The organism is Neobacillus sp. 114, from assembly GCF_030127045.1.
GTDB classification, from domain to species: domain Bacteria; phylum Bacillota; class Bacilli; order Bacillales; family Cytobacillaceae; genus Neobacillus; species Neobacillus rhizophilus.
Genome location: NZ_CP126144.1, coordinates 1,302,501 through 1,319,312 on the forward strand (window position 1 = coordinate 1,302,501; position 16,812 = coordinate 1,319,312).

A 16,812-nucleotide genomic window follows, 5' to 3' on the forward strand; every position below is an offset into this window, starting at 1 on the left:
CTTTTTTCTTACCCAACTAGTTCGTATTAGGGACATTTCCTTCTCGATTTCTTCGATTTTGTCCTTCATTGGCTTTATGTGGGACATTTTCTTCTCGATTTCTTCGTTTTTGTCCTTCATCAGCCTTATGAGGGACATTTCCTTCTTGGGATCCTTTCATTTTGTCCTTCATCAGCTTAATAATGGAGCTGGATAGCGGACATAAACATTGAATTTACAACTTATTTTCATTATTTATTGGAGTTGATGGTCTTTTTGATACACCTGTTGATTGGCGCGGAAGGCAAGAAGACTCCTGCGGGAGTACGGGGCAGGGGAGACCCCGCAGGAGCGAAGCGACGAGGAGGCTCCCCGGCACGCCCTAAGGTGCGCGAAGTGTCTGGAGCGCCAATCAACAGACTTGTTGCACAGCCCTAAATTGAATAATTAAATAAAGGCTATCGAAAGATTCTCGACAGCCTAAGCTTGGAAGACCAAGCACTTTTTTTATTAGATGACATATAAAAACACGCACATAAAATGGGCTAAGCTTCCGAGCATAATGAAGATATGGAAAATTTCATGGAAACCCCAATTTTTAACTTGCAAAAACTTAGGCTTTGCTCCATAAATGACACCGCCAACCGTGTAGAAAACACCGCCAAGTATGAGCAGAAACAAGCCGTTTGGATTGATGCTGCCTGCCAGCGGCGAGAAAACAAAAACCACCATCCATCCCATCACAATATACAACGCGGTTGAAATCCAGCGCGGGCAGTGAAACCAAACCATTTTAAAAACAACGCCGCAGATGGCCACTGCTGCAATAATCGAAAAGAGAACAGCACCTGTTTTTCCATTTAAGCTGATAAAACAGAATGGAGTGTACGTACCGGCAATCAGGATAAAAATCATCGAATGGTCAAGTTTTCTTAAAAAAGCAATCACTTTAGCCCGTGCAATTACCATATGGTAGGTTGCCGAGGCTGAATAAAGAAGAATCATGCTGATACCAAAAATGATGACAGCGGCAATGGCAAGGGGCGAATGGGAAGTCAGTGAGGCTTTGATCACCATCGCCAACAATCCGACAAAAGACAGAATCGCTCCCGTTAAATGAGTGAGTCCGTTAATGGGCTCCCGAATATACGCATTCATTATGTAACACTCCTATTCCAACACGTAGTTTTAATAACTACATATAATGATACAAGTATATCAGAATCTAGTCAATGACTATATCTTCAGGTATAATAAAAAATATTATGAAGTGAACGGGGTTAACAGTAATGGAAAAAATCAATCAAATCATTGAAGAACTTGATTTGGAAGCGAATTTGCCGTTGGATGAGATTCCAAAGATAGATTTATATATGGACCAGGTCATCCAGCTCTTTGAAAATAAATTTGCGGAATCGAAGCGGAACGATGAGGAAAAAATTCTTACGAAAACAATGATTAACAATTACGCCAAAGGAAAGCTTATTTTTCCTATTAAAAATAAAAAATACTCCAAAGAGCATCTCATCCTTATTAGTTTAATCTATCAACTGAAAGGTGCACTATCAATTAACGATATCAAAACGACTCTTGATGGGCTTAATAAAAGAATTATGAAGGAAGATATCGGTTTAGACTCTTTCTATAACAGTTATCTAAATTTGACTGCCCAAAATGTCTCCGATTTCAAAGAGGAAATGACTAGAAGAGGGTTGGAGGTAAAGGAAGAAATCGCTGAAGGGCAGGAGGATACGTCGCCCTATCTGGAACGGGTCCTGATGATTTCGTCCCTTGTCCATATGAGTAACTTATATCGAAAAGCGGCTGAGAAGCTTGTTGATGGCATCGTGATTGATAAAGAAGGAAAGCGCCAGAGATCATAATGGTCTCTGTTTTTTTTGTATACCTATTTGGTGAAAATTTCTTCCGTCTTTACTTTAAAAAAAGAAAATAATTTACGAAACTTTTTGATTATGCTATATTTTGTTTGAAAGCGTTTAACACTAAGAATCCAATTTATGAAGGAGCCGAGAAAGATGATTGCCGATCACATTAGTAACTCTGAGTTATATAAAGGGATAAACGAAAGAGTGAATCGTGCCATTCATTATATTCAAACACACGATTTTTCAGGTCTTCAAACAGGCATGCATGAAGTTTATGGGGAAGAACTTTTTTTCAATTTAATAGAATATGACACGAAAGAAGCCGAGGAACGGTTCTGGGAATCCCATAAAAAATATATCGACCTTCACTATATACTTGAGGGAAAAGAGTTTGTCGCTTATGAGCTATTTGAAAGAATGTCGGTAAAACAGGACTACGATGAACAGGACGATTTTTTCCTGCTGGAAGGAAAAGTACAGTCTAAAGTGAAGCTAGAACAGGGCAATTTCATGCTCCTATATCCGAAAGATGTTCATATGACGGGTATCAAAGTAGACGGAGCGGAAAGGGTCAGAAAAGTAGTTTTTAAAATTCTTATTTAGGATGTGCGGAACAGATGATTAAAGAGCTTATGACAACGGATGTTTTGGTCGTTGGCAGCGGGATTGCCGGGCTTAAGGTAAGCATGGAACTAGCCAAAGCCGGACAAAGCATCATCATGTCGACAAAAACACAGCTTTGTTCCGGATCAAGTTTTTTTCCCTTAAAGGCTTCTTTAGGGACACAAGTGACAAAAAACGATGAAGATAAGGGTGTGTTTTTGGAGGATATTGATGCCGTCAGCCATCATATGCAAGACCGGGAGATGGCAAAAATCTATATTGATGAGATTCGGGACAGGGTCGAGGAGTTTCCCGAAATCGGAATTGAGCCTTATAAGCTTTCTGATGACCGAAAGGCCTGTTTTGCCAACCATGGCAGAACTATTTATATGCTGAAGGATTGGAATAAAATCAGGGAAAATGTTACTGAAATCATCGATCATTACCCTAATATTACCCTCATGGAGAGAACTGCAGTCATTTCCTTGGTAAAGCAGGATGGTAGAGTGGCTGGGGCGATTCTGTTGAACCGGGATAATGACTTTATCATGATTAATTGTAAAGCCGTTGTCCTTGCTTCCGGGGGATTTGGGAATATCTATAAGCATAATTTGAACCCAAATGATGTTGATGGCTCGGGCCATATTCTGGCGCTTGAAGCAGGCGCGAGTCTGGTTAATATGGAGTTTATTCAATTTATCCCGGGCTTTACCTCACCAAAATACAAGACATTATGGGGCGAACACACGTTAAATTATTGCAAGGATTTTGTGGATGAGGACGGGAACAGCATTTTAGATAGTGTGCTCCCGGAAGGTCTTTCCAAGCAAGAATGCCTTATAATCCGCAGTACCCATGGTCCGTTTACAAACTCCCTGCCATCCAAATACTTTGATATTGCGATGATGAAAGAAATTTTCAGAACGAAAAGTGAAGATGGTTTTGAGTTACTTTACGATCCGGAAATTTACAAGAATAAAAGTGATTTCTATACGATCTATTTAAATTGGCTGGAAGAACGCGGCATAAACCTAATCAAGGATAAGATGAAGATTGCTCCGTTTGCCCATGCCAGCAACGGGGGCGTCAAAATTGACAGCTATGGCAGGACAGGCGTACCCGGGCTATATGCAATAGGAGAGCTGGCCGGCGGGATTGAGGGTGCCAACCGTTTGGGGGGGAATTCTACCGGAGCTTGCATGGTGTTCGGAAAACGCGCTGCCCAAAATTGCCTTGAATATGCAGAAAGCATCGAGCGGCTAGAAATCAATCCACATCAGGTGACAACGCAGTTGACACAGGAGATTCATGCCTTTTCAGCAGATACCCAAAATACAATGACTCCACATGATGTAATGGACGCAGTCAGAGAAATCATGTGGTTCCATGGTAACGTCATTCGCAATGAAAAAAATCTCCAAACGGCCTTGAATGAAATTAAGGAATTGAAAGCTTCTTTTAATATGGGGATTTTTACAAATACTATAAAAGAGCGAAAAAGTGCCTTTAAAGCACGAAACTTCCTGATTCTTTCCGACCTGCTTCTAAAGGCAATGCTCCAAAGAAAGGAAAGCAGGGGCGCTCATTATCGCGAGGACTATCCGTTTGAGGATGAAGCCTATAGCAAAAGGTTAGTAATATCACGAATAGATAATGATATTAAGCTGGACTTTGAAGCAGATAGGATGTCTGTTTAGTTCGAGAAAAAAGTGGAGATTTTTTTCAAAAAAATAAAATGTGAAGAAAATTATTTACACACAAGAAATTTTATGATATATTTTGACTGTAAACGCTAACATTACTTTCACTCAGGTGGGGATATACATGAATTTAGAAAAGTTTAAAGGGATCATTCCTGCATTTTATGCCTGTTATGATGATGCAGGTGAAGTATCGGAAATGAGAACAAAAGACCTCTGCAACTATCTTTATGAAAAAGGGGTAAAGGGGCTTTATGTCGGCGGGAGCTCAGGAGAATGCATTTACCAAAATCTTGAGGAAAGAAAAGCAACCTTAAAATATGTTGCCGAAGCGGTCAAAGGGAAGCTGACATTAATCGCACATGTCGGCGCACCATCAACGCGGGAAAGCGTCGCCTTGGCTAAATACGCAGAAGAGCTTGGCTATGATGCACTTTCTGCCATTCCGCCAATCTATTTTAAACTTCCAGACAGCTCTGTTATTAAGTATTGGACAGAAATCATGGAATCTACTAAACTGCCGTTTATTATCTACAACATTCCGCAAACAACAGGATACAATCTTTCGCTGCAGGCCTTTAAGAAATTGATTGAAAATAAAAAGGTAATCGGCGTAAAGAATTCATCAATGCCGGTAATGGATATCGAACGCTTTAAGGCAGCAGCAGGAGAAGATTTCATCGTCTTTAATGGTCCTGATGAACAGTATGTTTCTGGCAGAGTAATTGGCGCTGACAGTGGAATCGGCGGTACGTATGCGGCAATGCCTGAACTGCTTTTAAAAGCGGAAGAGTTCGTGTCATCAGGGAATTTTGAACAAGCGAAAAATATTCAACGGGATATTAACGATATCATTATTGCTTTATGTTCTCTAAATGGCCATATGTACTCTACGATTAAGGAACTTCTAAAATTACGAGGGGTCAATGTTGGAAGTGTAAGAGGACCGCTTGAGCCTGTAACCGGCGAGGATTTGAACAAGGTTGAAGAAATCAAGAATATGATTGATCAAGCTATCCTTAAATACGGCAGGTAGAAGGATGAAAAGAAGAATAGTGTGCTTTGGAGATTCCAACACATGGGGCTATGATGCCAAAACATTGGGAAGATTCCCGGAAGGTATCAGGTGGACCAGCATTCTGGCAGACCTTTTGGGGGAAGAGTTTCAAGTGGTCGAAGAAGGACTATCAGGCAGGACATCTGTAGTGGATGACCCCCTATTTGAAGGGCTAAATGGATACGATTATATTCATCCATGTTTGATGAGTCATTCTCCGCTAGAGCTAGTAATCATAATGCTTGGGACAAATGATACGAAAGAGAGGTTCCATTTAACCTCTTATAACATTGCCCAAGGCATAGCAAGACTATCACAAAAGGCAAAAAGCATACCGGCTGGCGTCAAAGGGGCTTTCCCTGAAGTATTAGTCATTGCACCGCCGCCAATTGGCAAAGAGTACTACGAAACAGAAGTAGGAAAATCCATGGGAAAAGACTGTGACATCAAATCAACGGAACTTTCTGCCCATTTGGAAGAATTGATGCGTATTCAGAAAACTGAATTTCTTGATACAAAAGGAATCGTTCCTATGAATCACATTGATTATATGCATCTCGATGAGGAAGGACACAGGCTTCTTGCAGAGCTTGTCTTCAATAAATTACAAACTTTTGTATAAAAGGGGAGAAACATATGTTCAAGAAGCGTTTTCTTGCAACTGCTTTATCAGGTGTATTGGCCCTATCAGCATTAGCTGGTTGTTCGGACAAAGAATCAAGCAAACCTGCCGGAGGGTCCAAAGACAAAAAGACCGTAGAATTATCCCTGATGTTAACACCGCAATGGAAGGGTGTTATGGATGCAACTGAACAAGGGGCTGATTACGACAGCTTCTTCAAGTATGCAGCAGATAAATTTTCAAAGCAATATAAGGACTATGACGTAAAGGTTAAGGTTGAAGTCGTTGCCAGTGAACAACGGGACGAACTGTTAAACGTTAAGTTAAACGGCGGCACCCCGCCAGATATCTTCTTTGAAAATACGTTTGCTATGGGTGACTACGCTCATCGCGGTGCATTAGTACCATTAAATGATATTGTCGATGATGCAGCAAAGAAAGATATTGATCAGAACTACTGGGATACTGTTACATTTGGAAAAGATATTTACTTCTATCCATTCTCCCATATGCCAGGAACATTTGCTTACAACGCTGATATGTTAAAGGCAGCCGGACTTGAAAAATATATCGGCGGCGAGAATGAAATTAAAACGTGGACTTTAGAAGAATATGAAACAATTTTAAATTCCCTTAAGAAGGACTTGCCAAAAGATAAATATCCGAATGCCTATCCAATGGGATTATATGCTCTTAACAACCAAGCGGATACTTGGAACCTAGCGTATCTAAGAATGTTTGGCAATCAATTCTTTGATAAAAAGGGAAATATCGTCCTGGATGATGCTAAAGGTGTGAAAGCTGCAGAATGGTTAAAGAAAACCTATGATGCTGGTTTAACCAACCCTGGTGCCGAATCAGTTTCTTCTAACGACGTACTAGCTATGTTTAAGAACCAAAAGATTGCTATTGCCTTCACTAACTCAGTACTATTTAACAACACAAAAGCTGAAATGGAACAAGGCAAGGCTCCTAAGTTCGATATCAGACTTGCAAACATTCCTTCTGAAAGCGGCGACCCATTAACATTTACTTATGTATCAGGTGCTGCCGTATTTAACACACAAGATGAAACTAGAATTAAAGTAAGTAAGGATTTTGTAAAATTCTTCTCAACTGATCCTGAGCTAGTAAAAGCATCTAAAAATGGTGTTCCTGTTAGAACTTCAGTGGCAAATGAGTTCAAATCACAAAATCCATTATTCGCAGCATATGACAAAAACGCTCAGTATTTATTCAACTTTACAGGAAGCGTTCCAGGTTACAGCCAGTTAAGACAGGTATTATTCCCTGAACTTCAAGCCCTCTATACTGGTCAAAAATCACCTGAACAGGCAATCAAAGATTATCAGAAGAATGGTAATCAAGTAATTAAGGATGCAAAAGAAAACTCGGTGATTAAATAACCTTCAGCGTTATAAATAAAAGCTTAAGCCCCGATATTGGGGCTTAAGTTTTAGAAAGGTTGAGGCTTCTTATGAATTTCAACAAGCATGCTTTAAAAGAGAATTTGACGGGATACCTGTTTATTGCTCCACAGCTTATACTCTTCTTGGTATTTCTCGTTTATCCAATTATTGAAGGAATTCGCTTAAGCTTATATCGGATTAACTATACGAATGAAGTTTTTGTTGGTTTTGAAAACTATCAAAAGTTATTTCAGAATCCGGTCTTTGTAAAATCAACTATAAATACTGTCGTATTTGTTATTTTTATCGTTGCTTTAACTGTTATTTTTGCCCTATTCGTTTCTGCGGCTGTTTTTGATAAAAATGCGAAATATGTTTCTTTTATTAGAGGAAGCTATTACATTCCGGTAATGGTTTCAATGGTCGTCATGAGTATGGTTTGGAGCTTCTTACTAAATCCAGCTAACGGTCTCATTCCTTATATTGCAAAACAGATGGAAATGTCATCAATCAATTTCTTGGGCAACCCTAAAACAGTATTGCCGGTCATCATTTTTGTAACCTTTGCAACTAACGTTGGTCAAGCGATCATACTTTATATAGCGTCGATGATTGGAGTTCCAAAGGATTTATTCGAGGCGGCAGAGGTTGACGGTGCCAGCCGTACGACAATCATCTTTAAGATCCTAATTCCAATGGTCAAGCCAACTACCATCTACATTATTATCATGAATATAATTGCCGTATTAAAAATATTCGTTGTCATCCAACTCTTAACGGGCGGCGGACCAAATAATGCTTCTACTACGCTGATGTATTTCTTATATAATAACGCGTTTAAGTTCAATCAACTTGGAATTGCTTCCGCTGTTGGTGTCATTATGTTCTTAATTACATTAGTGTTGTCGATTCCACAATTAAGAGCAATGTTTAAGAAGGATTGAGGTGACTGAGTATGTTGAAAAATAAAAATAAAAGAAAAAGAGAAACCGTTGACGTAGTTGCAAACGTGATTATTCTTTTCTTCGCAATCCTAAACCTATTTCCGCTTTACTGGTTATTTACCAGTTCTTTAAAAAATAGTTCAGATGTAATCAAAATGCCGCCAGATTGGTTTCCAAAAACCATATCCTTCAACAATTATGTGGATGTGTTCCAAAATCAGCCGGCATTAAGATGGACATTTAATAGTATTTTTGTATCACTTATTTCAACCATTGCGGTTATCGTAGTCAGTTCCCTGGCAGCCTATGCTTTTTCAAAGCTGCAATTTAAAGGAAAAAATGTTATTTACATTATCTTTATTTCAAGCTTAATGATTCCAAAAGAGGTTATGATTGTTCCTTTGTTCAGAATTATTCAAGACTTAGGTATGGTCAATTCGCTAAATGGCATGATTTGGCCGAACGTGGCAACTGCTTTTGGTGTATTCCTGTTAAAGGGATTCTTTGATTCGATACCTGACTCATTACGCGAAGCAGCCAGAATTGACGGTGCTGGTGAATTATATACCTTCTACAAAATTATTCTGCCAATTGTAAAACCGGGTATTGGAGCATTATTTATTCTAAATTTTGTTCAGGTATGGAACGATTACCTATGGCAGCTGGTGGTTGGGCAGAGTGAAGAATCGAAAACATTAATGGTTGGTATTGCTTCATTAATGCAGGACCTAAATCCAAACTTTGCTTACAAGATGGCGGGAGCTACCGTGGCTGCAGTTCCAATGCTATTAATCTTTATTTTCTTCCAAAAATACTTTACCAAAGGCTTAGCAATTGGGGCAGAAAAGGGATAAAATTCAACTTGGAGATGCTTTTAAATGGATAATAAGGATAAAATTTTTGAACAAGTTAAAGGTAAATTAATCGTTTCATGTCAAGCTCTTCCGGAGGAGCCGCTGCACAGTCCATACATTATGGGGAGAATGGCGTATGCAGCCAAGCTAGGTGGAGCGTGCGGCATCCGCGCTAATAGTGTAGAGGATATTAAGGAAATTAAAAAAACAGTTGATTTGCCGATCATAGGAATTATTAAACGGGACTACGAAGGGTCTGATGTATTTATCACACCCACAATGGAGGAAATTGACCTTCTTTACCGGGAAGGTGTGGACATCATTGCTTTAGATGCAACAAAAAGAGTCAGACCTGATGGCATGACCATTGAAGAGGTATTTCCTAAAATAAGAGAAAAATATAAAGATCAACTCTTTATGGCGGATTGTTCTACTTATGAGGAAGGTATGACAGCCTATAAATTAGGTTTCGATTGTGTTGGTACCACCTTAAGCGGGTATACAGAATATACAAAAGGAACGAGCCTGCCGGATACGGATTTAATAGAGAACTTAGTTCGTGAACTGCCCATTCCGGTAATTGCTGAGGGGGGTATCTGGACACCTGAGCAATTAAAAACTGTTTTTGAGCTTGGTATTCATACCGCGGTAGTTGGAACTGCTATCACAAGACCGATGGAAATTACCAAAAGATTTGTTCACGTTATTCAATAATGGAGAAAATTTTTTCCAACATTAATCCCCCGAGTTTCTCGCGGGATTAATGTCTTCTTAGGTAGATATTGACGGGGAGTGGGAATTGTGGAAATATTAGCTGTCGATATTGGAGGGACATCCATCAAGTTAGGCCTCTCCGACGAAAAAGGTAATATAAAGGTATTTAGAGAATATGATTCGGAAGGTAAAAAGGGCGGGCCATATTTAGTTGAAAAACTGATTCAGATTATTTCAGAATTTGCCGGTTTTGATGCTATTGGCATCAGCACGGCAGGGCAGGTTAACAGTGAAGAAGGGTACATTATTTTTGCCAATGATAATATTCCGAATTATACAGGTACACATTTAAAAAAGATTTTTGAGGAAAAATTTAAAGTTCCCGTTAAAGTAGAAAATGATGTAAATTCGGCAGCATTAGGTGAAAAATATTTTGGTGCCGGCCGAGGGTTTAATGATTTCCTTTGCTTGACATATGGAACAGGAATTGGCGGTGCCATTATAGCTGATTCCAAGGTTTACAAGGGTCATAAAGGAATTGCAGCTGAATTCGGCCATATTATTACCCATCCTGGAGGAAATCATTGCAATTGCGGTGGAAGAGGATGTTATGAAACATATGCTTCTACTACTGCGTTAGTAAGAATGGCATCTGGGATTGACCAAGAATGTGTAAATGGTAAGATTATTTTTGATAAAATAAACCATGGTGAACAACGGTTGTTGAAGATAGTCGAATCTTGGGCTCATGAAGCTGGACTTGGCTTGGCTTCATTAATCCATATATTCAACCCTCCTGCCATTATTATCGGCGGCGGCGTCATGGAGCAGGAATTTTTAGTTGAAATGGTTTCTGGTAAAGTAAAAGAGTTGATTATGGAAAGCTTTTCTGATGTGAAAATCATCAAGGCTTCTTTGGGAAATAAAGCGGGCATGCTGGGTGCCGTTTCACTTCATTTAACAAGCGGGAAATAGAAGGGGTGCTTTATGACAACGGTAGATATCTTTTCACTTATACGGTCAAGATATAATTCATTTACAAATACTGAAAAAAAGGTGGCGGATTACGTCCTTGAAAATATTAAGGATGTCATCTATATGTCGATTACCGACTTGGCTGACGCCTGCGATGTAGGCGAATCAAGCGTTTTTCGGTTTTGCAAAACTATGAATCTTAAAGGGTATCAAGAATTTAAGATTGCATTAGCCCATAGCATTTCACAAGGAGAAGAAACGCCTCAGATATCAGGTCAAATTACGATGCAGGATACGATTGGGGAACTTGCCTCCAAGATTTTGACAACGAATGTAAGTGCTCTTACAGACACGTTTAACCTAATTAATGAGGGCGATATTTCAACAGCGATAGACTACATCATAGCTGCAGATAGAGTTCACTTTTTTGGAGTTGGTGCCTCATTAATGACTGCTATGGAAGCTAAGAACAAGTTTATGAGGGTTACCAATAAAACAGAATGTTCCATTGATACTCACCTGCAAATAATGTCGGCTGCTTTGATGACGGATAAAGATGTCGCTGTTCTGATCTCTTACTCCGGTTCAACAAAGGACACGATTGAAGTGGCAAGGGTGGTAAAAGAAAGAGGAGCAAAGATTATTGCGATAACTCGTTTTGCAAAGTCCCCTTTAACGAGTTATGCGGATATTACCCTGCTTTGCGGAGCAAATGAAGGACCCCTTCAAGGCGGCAGCCTTTCGGCCAAGCTTTCTCAGCTTTACTTGCTGGATTTGCTCTATGCTGAATATTTCAAAAGAACCCACAAAGAATCGACTGTTAATAAAGACAGTACAGCTAAAGCTGTCATTGAGAAAATGCTTTAATAGGGAGGCCTTCAAAAACCATAAAGTGATGAAGCACTTATGTTTTTTGGGAGGCCTTTTATTATGTTTGCGGCTTGAGTTCTTTAATATTATGCAGATTTACGTCTTGAATGCTGGCTCCTATTTGAACTGCTTTTACAGTGGAATCCTGAATGACGACATCCCGAATCTGGACTCCATCGGCCCGGTTATCTCCCCCAAACACTTTTATTCCGGCACCTGCAGTTTTAAAATTTTTAAATGAAACATTGTTTAGGGCAACATTTCTTGCCCGATATTGAATGGCAACGATTGGATTTCCTTTATAGTCATAGCCGGGATCGCCAATAAAAGTTACATAATTCAGCACCACATTCTTATAGGCGGAAACCACTAAGCCACGCGGCGTGGATTCTTTATACAAATCTGTAAAAATAGGTGCGATGCTAGCCAGGTTTATCGCGAGAATATTATAGGCAGACTGCGACTCCATGTCCGTGCTTTTGTGATGGCCGATATGCCGGAAGTTAAAGGACCGGTTATCGTTCAGGGAAATGTGCCCGACGATTTGCACGTTGGATGCCGCCGAAGAATTTTGATGCGCCTTGATTTCCACTCCTCCAAAGCACCTGGCCGTGGAATTATTGACGAGGAGGACATTCCTCGACCCATCATCCACCTCAATCCCATTCGAGTTTGAAAATCCTATCTGGTGGGCGCGACCGCTCGGATCGCACATATGTGAATTTGAAATCCAAATATAATCACTATGGTGGGTGGTGATTCCGTCATCACCAAAGCCATGCCCGTTTAAATTATCTAGCCAGACATACTTGCTGCCTCCGCGGGCCCGAAAGCCATCTCCAGCATAATTGTACAGGGTGGAAGTAATATCAAAGCAATGGAGTCCAGGATTAATGGCTTCTACGTCCTTTACCCACCCATAGGTTACATTTGCATAGGTTAGGCAGCTAGAATGGTTCCCCCATGTACTTGTTTTGGCAGTATCCCCAAGTCTTTCGACATTCCAGTCCAGGCTAAGGCCTTGTACGAAGATATGGTGATTTCCTCGCCAATGGTTTGTATTGGTTACAAGCCTCATCCCTTTTGGTGCAGAGTCGTGCAACCGGATGGTCGTAACCCCTTTACCTGCCCCAATAAGGCATGTCCATGATGGGATGCGAATTCCTTTTGTTATGTTGTATACGCCTGGCGGGACGATGACTTTTACTCGGCCATTTCCAATTGCCTTTTTAAAAGCTGAAGTATTATCAGTGAATCCGTCTCCAACTGCCCCGAAATCTTCAACATTGACTTCCAACTTTATGCACCCCATCAGCTTAGTAAATTCCTGATCCAAACTATCCTTCCAGTTAGGAATGACATTCCCTTCTGAATCAACAGAAAGTCTTGTTGGTTCCAAGCGTGCTGATGGTTTTGCTAGAAGCCGAAAAAGCCTTTCTATGATTTTTTGCTTAAAAGGAATTGAGGGATTTCTAGGCTTGAAGGCGCTATTTTTTTTATAAAACGGCTGAAAAAGCTGTTCTGTTTCATTAAGGATCTTTTTAATGTCTAAGCGTCTTCCTGAAATTTGGGCAAGTAGCTCATTATTGCTGCGTGGATCATGAGTTTTCTTTAAATATAACATCGTTGTTCACTCCGAGAATTGATGGCATGATATAAGTATTATAGCCCTTTTCCAAAAAAACCACATTTTGGACTATTATTTTTAAAAAAAGTGAAACCAAACAGGGCCCTGCTGGAATGTCCTAAATAACCAATCCTGCTATTAATAATCCAATAGGGATTATGCTGACAACAAGCATTCTGGCAGTGCTTTTTTGACAATTATTAAATCAAGGGATAATTTCTTTGAAAGGAAAAATACTAACAAGTGTTCGGAGGTGGTTTCGATGGAACAAAAGGATTTTGAAAAAGTTTATGAACAATACAAGCAGCAAGGGGAGCAACAAGCCCAGGCTGAGGCAGGGAAAACTGATCCCGATGGAAGGGAAGAGTTTGTTGCTGTTAAGAAAAACGATGATGGAGACATCATTGCTTTTAAGACAAACACTGGCCGGGAACTGGATTATCTGCAGGCCTTGGATGAAGCAAAGTCAGGAAGAATCGCCCATATTGATGTTTTTCATAAATACGGGAGAGACATTATCCGCAGCGAACCAGATGGTATTAAAGAAAATAATCTGGATAATTTACCGGAGTTTTAATTTTAGAAAAACTGGGCAGTGAAGTTCCTGCGCAGTTTTTTACGTTCTTAAAGTTCGGAATAAACCAGTCACGATATGCGGAAAATCAATATATACTTTAAAAAAGGAGCCATGTTAATGCATTGGTATGAAAAGTTGAATCAATACTTTCCGGTTGAGGAAATGAAGTCGAGGGAACATATGGAAACCCTGCTTCGGGAGCGGCCCAATATATATCATAAGGATGAAGGACCCAATCATGTGTTGATGTATGCTGAATTTGATAATTTTGTCTTTATTGATTATCTGTTTGTTTCAAGCAATGCTCGGGGCCAGGGACTTGGACATAAGCTAATGGAAAAAATGAAGCAAAAAGGGAAGCCAATTATCCTCGAAGTGGAGCCGGTTAATTACAAGGACAGCGATACGGAAAAGAGACTGCGCTATTATAAGCGTGAAGGCTTTGAGCATGCGGAGTCAATTGGGTACGAGCGAAGATCCTTGGCAACAAATGAAGTAAATAAGATGGAAATACTCTATTGGGCGCCGCATCAAGAGTCGGAGGAAATGATTTTTGAAGCTATGAAAAAAACATATAATTTGATTCATACCTATAAGGATGAACATTTTTATGGGGAATCCTATCAGCCGGCTGATGAGGTGTTGACCTTTAATGAAGAACCAGATAGTCAAAATATATTGGATCATCTTTAAGAGTAAGCTTTACTCCTAATGTCTTTCAGAACCGCAATAAAAACAACGAAGTTGCAGAAGCAGCCACATAAAGAAATGAGCCTGATTTTCAGGCTCATTTCTTTATGTTTATTTATGGGCAAGTTCATATTCATTAATCTTATCTTCATAGGTTAAAGTAACGCCAATTTCGTCCCAACCATTTAGGAGCATTTCCTTTGGGTAAGGAGCGATTTCGAAAGTCAATTCAAAACCATCGTTGTCATAAACCTTTTGTTCTTCAAGGTTTACTGTAAGCGAATAGCCCTCAGCTTCTGCTTTTTTCATAATAGTTTGGACTTGCTCTTCAGTTGCAGCGATGGCAAGGATCCCGTTCTTTACACAGTTATTTTTAAAAATATCTGCATAGCTAGGAGCGATGATAACCTTAAAGCCAAAGTCCTGAACTGACCAAGGGGCATGCTCGCGGGAGGAGCCGCAGCCGAAGTTTTCACCGGCAACCAGGATAGAAGCACCCTTATATTGCGGTTGATTTAATTCGAAATTCGGATTTGGATTACCGTCATCGTCAAAACGCCAGTTATAAAATAGGAATTGGCCAAAGCCGCTGCGTTCAATCCGCTTTAAAAATTGCTTCGGAATAATTTGGTCTGTATCAATGTTTGAGCGGTTAATTGGACAGACAAGACCTTGATGTATGCGTAATGGTTCCATTTCTACATAACCTCCTGAGCAGTGAACTTGCGGACATCGACGAAATGGCCAGCAATAGCTGCTGCAGCCGCCATTTCAGGGCTGACAAGATGAGTGCGGGCACCTTTACCTTGACGTCCTTCAAAGTTCCGGTTGGATGTGGAAGCACAGCGCTCACCAGATGGAATGATATCGTCGTTCATTCCGAGACACATACTGCAGCCCGCTTCGCGCCATTCAAAGCCTGCTTCTTTAAAGACTTGATCCAAGCCTTCTTTTTCAGCTGCAAGCTTGACGCTGAAGGAACCTGGAACGACAATCGCAGTAACCGAAGGGTTTACCTTCTTGCCGCGGACGATGTTAGCTGCTTTACGCAGGTCGCTTAGACGTGAATTGGTACAAGAACCAATGAAGACATGGTCGATTGTTACGCTGGAAATCGGCTGGCCAGCTTCAAGACCCATATACTCAAGTGCACGCTGAATTTCGTCTTTATCACTTGGTTTATCTGTGTCATCCGGGCTTGGCACATTTGCTGTTACCGGAATACACATCCCAGGGTTCGTTCCCCAAGTTACCTGAGGTTCTACTTCTGAAGCTTCGATTTCAACAACTGTATCGTAAGTGGCGCCTTCGTCTGTTGCAAGGGACTTCCAGTCAGCAGCGGCTTCATCGAAAGCTTCACCTTGCGGAACGTGTCTTCTGCCGCGTAAATATTCAACCGTTGTATCATCTGGGGAGATAAGTCCTGCTCTTGCACCACCCTCAATTGACATGTTGCAGACGGTCATGCGCTCTTCCATGGAAAATCCACGGATGGTTTCCCCGGTATATTCGATGACATAGCCAGTTCCAAATTTGACGCCGAACTTTCCGATAATCGCAAGGATTAAGTCCTTTGCGGTGACGCCTGTCCCAAGCTTGCCATTGACTTTGACGTTCATCGTTTTCGGCGGTGCCTGCCAAAGGGTTTGTGTGGCTAGAACATGCTCGACTTCACTTGTACCGATACCAAAAGCAAGGGCACCGAATGCACCGTGTGTGGAGGTATGGCTGTCGCCGCAGACGATGGTTTTTCCAGGCTGGGTCAAACCTAGTTCAGGACCGATAACATGGACGATTCCATTATCCGGGTGGTGAAGGTCTGCAAGCGTAATACCGAATTCCTCACAGTTTTGCTGTAATGTATCGACTTGTTTTTTGGAAATAGGGTCATTGATTACAAGACGCTGGCGGGTTGGGATGTTATGGTCCATTGTTGCATAAGTAAGGTCAGTGCGGCGAACCTTGCGTCCGGTCATGCGTAAGCCCTCAAATGCCTGAGGAGAGGTAACTTCATGAACGAGATGCAAATCAATATAAAGTAAATCCGGCTTTCCTTCTTCTTGATGGACAACATGCCGTTCCCAAATTTTTTGAATGATATTTTTTGGTGTTTGCATAGCTTCCTTCCTCACTTGAATAGATTTTTTCCTCAAATGGCTGGTAAACAAGGAAAATAGGTAAGAAAAATTCGTATGGTTTTAATAAAACAAATTTTATCAGCGGATTTTTGGAATATATCAGCGAATTTACTCATGATATCGGCGAATTTTAAGATATATCAGCGAATTCTAGGAATATATCGGCG

The 16,812-nt window shown here is 40.6% G+C and carries 18 protein-coding genes; 13 read left to right on the plus strand and 5 right to left on the minus strand.

Going from position 1 to position 16,812, the window contains the following annotated elements; all coding sequences use genetic code 11:
- Nucleotides 1–16: 16 nt before the first annotated feature.
- Together QNN06_RS06465 and trhA are read right to left on the minus strand one after the other, a co-directional pair.
- Complete coding sequence (locus QNN06_RS06465) at nucleotides 17–160, minus strand: hypothetical protein (protein ID WP_284037279.1); 144 nt, start codon at nucleotides 158–160, stop codon at nucleotides 17–19.
- A gap of 329 nt (nucleotides 161–489) precedes the next feature.
- Nucleotides 490–1,137 carry a PAQR family membrane homeostasis protein TrhA gene (trhA, locus tag QNN06_RS06470; RefSeq protein ID WP_213118246.1) on the minus strand — a complete coding sequence of 216 codons (648 nt, stop codon included), beginning with the start codon at nucleotides 1,135–1,137 and terminating at the stop codon, nucleotides 490–492.
- A gap of 131 nt (nucleotides 1,138–1,268) precedes the next feature.
- Here trhA and QNN06_RS06475 point away from each other — a divergent pair, with 131 nt between their 5' ends.
- The 11 genes from QNN06_RS06475 (at nucleotide 1,269) to QNN06_RS06525 (ending at nucleotide 11,610) form a co-directional block, all read left to right on the plus strand.
- On the plus strand, nucleotides 1,269–1,862 hold the full coding sequence (locus QNN06_RS06475) for a DUF1836 domain-containing protein (RefSeq protein ID WP_284037280.1): 594 nt from the start codon (nucleotides 1,269–1,271) through the stop codon (nucleotides 1,860–1,862).
- A 153-nt stretch (nucleotides 1,863–2,015) separates the two neighbouring features.
- Complete coding sequence (locus tag QNN06_RS06480) at nucleotides 2,016–2,468, plus strand: NanQ anomerase/TabA/YiaL family protein (RefSeq protein ID WP_284037281.1); 453 nt, start codon at nucleotides 2,016–2,018, stop codon at nucleotides 2,466–2,468.
- 14 nt (nucleotides 2,469–2,482) lie between these two features.
- On the plus strand, nucleotides 2,483–4,165 hold the full coding sequence (locus QNN06_RS06485) for an FAD-binding protein (protein ID WP_284037282.1): 1,683 nt from the start codon (nucleotides 2,483–2,485) through the stop codon (nucleotides 4,163–4,165).
- A gap of 127 nt (nucleotides 4,166–4,292) precedes the next feature.
- Nucleotides 4,293–5,204, plus strand: coding sequence for a dihydrodipicolinate synthase family protein (locus tag QNN06_RS06490; RefSeq protein ID WP_213118242.1), 912 nt, complete (start codon nucleotides 4,293–4,295; stop codon nucleotides 5,202–5,204).
- Nucleotides 5,205–5,208: 4 nt separating this feature from the next.
- Nucleotides 5,209–5,847: an SGNH/GDSL hydrolase family protein gene (locus tag QNN06_RS06495; RefSeq protein ID WP_284037283.1), complete on the plus strand. Its 639-nt coding sequence runs from the start codon at nucleotides 5,209–5,211 to the stop codon at nucleotides 5,845–5,847.
- A gap of 14 nt (nucleotides 5,848–5,861) precedes the next feature.
- The gene (locus QNN06_RS06500; RefSeq protein WP_213118240.1) at nucleotides 5,862–7,253 is read left to right on the plus strand and encodes an ABC transporter substrate-binding protein; all 1,392 of its coding nucleotides are present in this window, start codon (nucleotides 5,862–5,864) and stop codon (nucleotides 7,251–7,253) included.
- A 71-nt stretch (nucleotides 7,254–7,324) separates the two neighbouring features.
- On the plus strand, nucleotides 7,325–8,200 hold the full coding sequence (locus tag QNN06_RS06505) for a carbohydrate ABC transporter permease (RefSeq protein WP_213146477.1): 876 nt from the start codon (nucleotides 7,325–7,327) through the stop codon (nucleotides 8,198–8,200).
- 11 nt (nucleotides 8,201–8,211) lie between these two features.
- A complete protein-coding gene (locus QNN06_RS06510) occupies nucleotides 8,212–9,054 on the plus strand; it encodes a carbohydrate ABC transporter permease (protein WP_213118238.1) in 843 nt (280 codons plus the stop codon).
- Nucleotides 9,055–9,078: 24 nt separating this feature from the next.
- Complete coding sequence (locus QNN06_RS06515) at nucleotides 9,079–9,768, plus strand: N-acetylmannosamine-6-phosphate 2-epimerase (RefSeq protein WP_213118237.1); 690 nt, start codon at nucleotides 9,079–9,081, stop codon at nucleotides 9,766–9,768.
- An 87-nt stretch (nucleotides 9,769–9,855) separates the two neighbouring features.
- Nucleotides 9,856–10,743, plus strand: a complete 888-nt coding sequence (locus QNN06_RS06520) for an ROK family protein (protein ID WP_213118236.1) — start codon at nucleotides 9,856–9,858, stop codon at nucleotides 10,741–10,743.
- A gap of 12 nt (nucleotides 10,744–10,755) precedes the next feature.
- Nucleotides 10,756–11,610, plus strand: a complete 855-nt coding sequence (locus QNN06_RS06525; RefSeq protein ID WP_213118235.1) for a MurR/RpiR family transcriptional regulator — start codon at nucleotides 10,756–10,758, stop codon at nucleotides 11,608–11,610.
- A gap of 61 nt (nucleotides 11,611–11,671) precedes the next feature.
- Here QNN06_RS06525 and QNN06_RS06530 read toward each other — a convergent pair whose 3' ends face one another.
- A complete protein-coding gene (locus QNN06_RS06530) occupies nucleotides 11,672–13,237 on the minus strand; it encodes a glycosyl hydrolase family 28-related protein (RefSeq protein WP_217035376.1) in 1,566 nt (521 codons plus the stop codon).
- Nucleotides 13,238–13,502: 265 nt separating this feature from the next.
- Here QNN06_RS06530 and QNN06_RS06535 point away from each other — a divergent pair, with 265 nt between their 5' ends.
- Nucleotides 13,503–13,817: a DUF3892 domain-containing protein gene (locus tag QNN06_RS06535; protein ID WP_213118233.1), complete on the plus strand. Its 315-nt coding sequence runs from the start codon at nucleotides 13,503–13,505 to the stop codon at nucleotides 13,815–13,817.
- A gap of 117 nt (nucleotides 13,818–13,934) precedes the next feature.
- A complete protein-coding gene (locus QNN06_RS06540; protein ID WP_213118232.1) occupies nucleotides 13,935–14,510 on the plus strand; it encodes a GNAT family N-acetyltransferase in 576 nt (191 codons plus the stop codon).
- 108 nt (nucleotides 14,511–14,618) lie between these two features.
- On the opposite strand, the gene leuD is transcribed toward QNN06_RS06540, so the two are convergent.
- Nucleotides 14,619–15,203: a 3-isopropylmalate dehydratase small subunit gene (leuD, locus tag QNN06_RS06545; RefSeq protein WP_284037284.1), complete on the minus strand. Its 585-nt coding sequence runs from the start codon at nucleotides 15,201–15,203 to the stop codon at nucleotides 14,619–14,621.
- Between the two features lie 2 nt (nucleotides 15,204–15,205).
- Nucleotides 15,206–16,624: a 3-isopropylmalate dehydratase large subunit gene (leuC, locus tag QNN06_RS06550; RefSeq protein ID WP_213118230.1), complete on the minus strand. Its 1,419-nt coding sequence runs from the start codon at nucleotides 16,622–16,624 to the stop codon at nucleotides 15,206–15,208.
- Nucleotides 16,625–16,812: the final 188 nt, after the last annotated feature.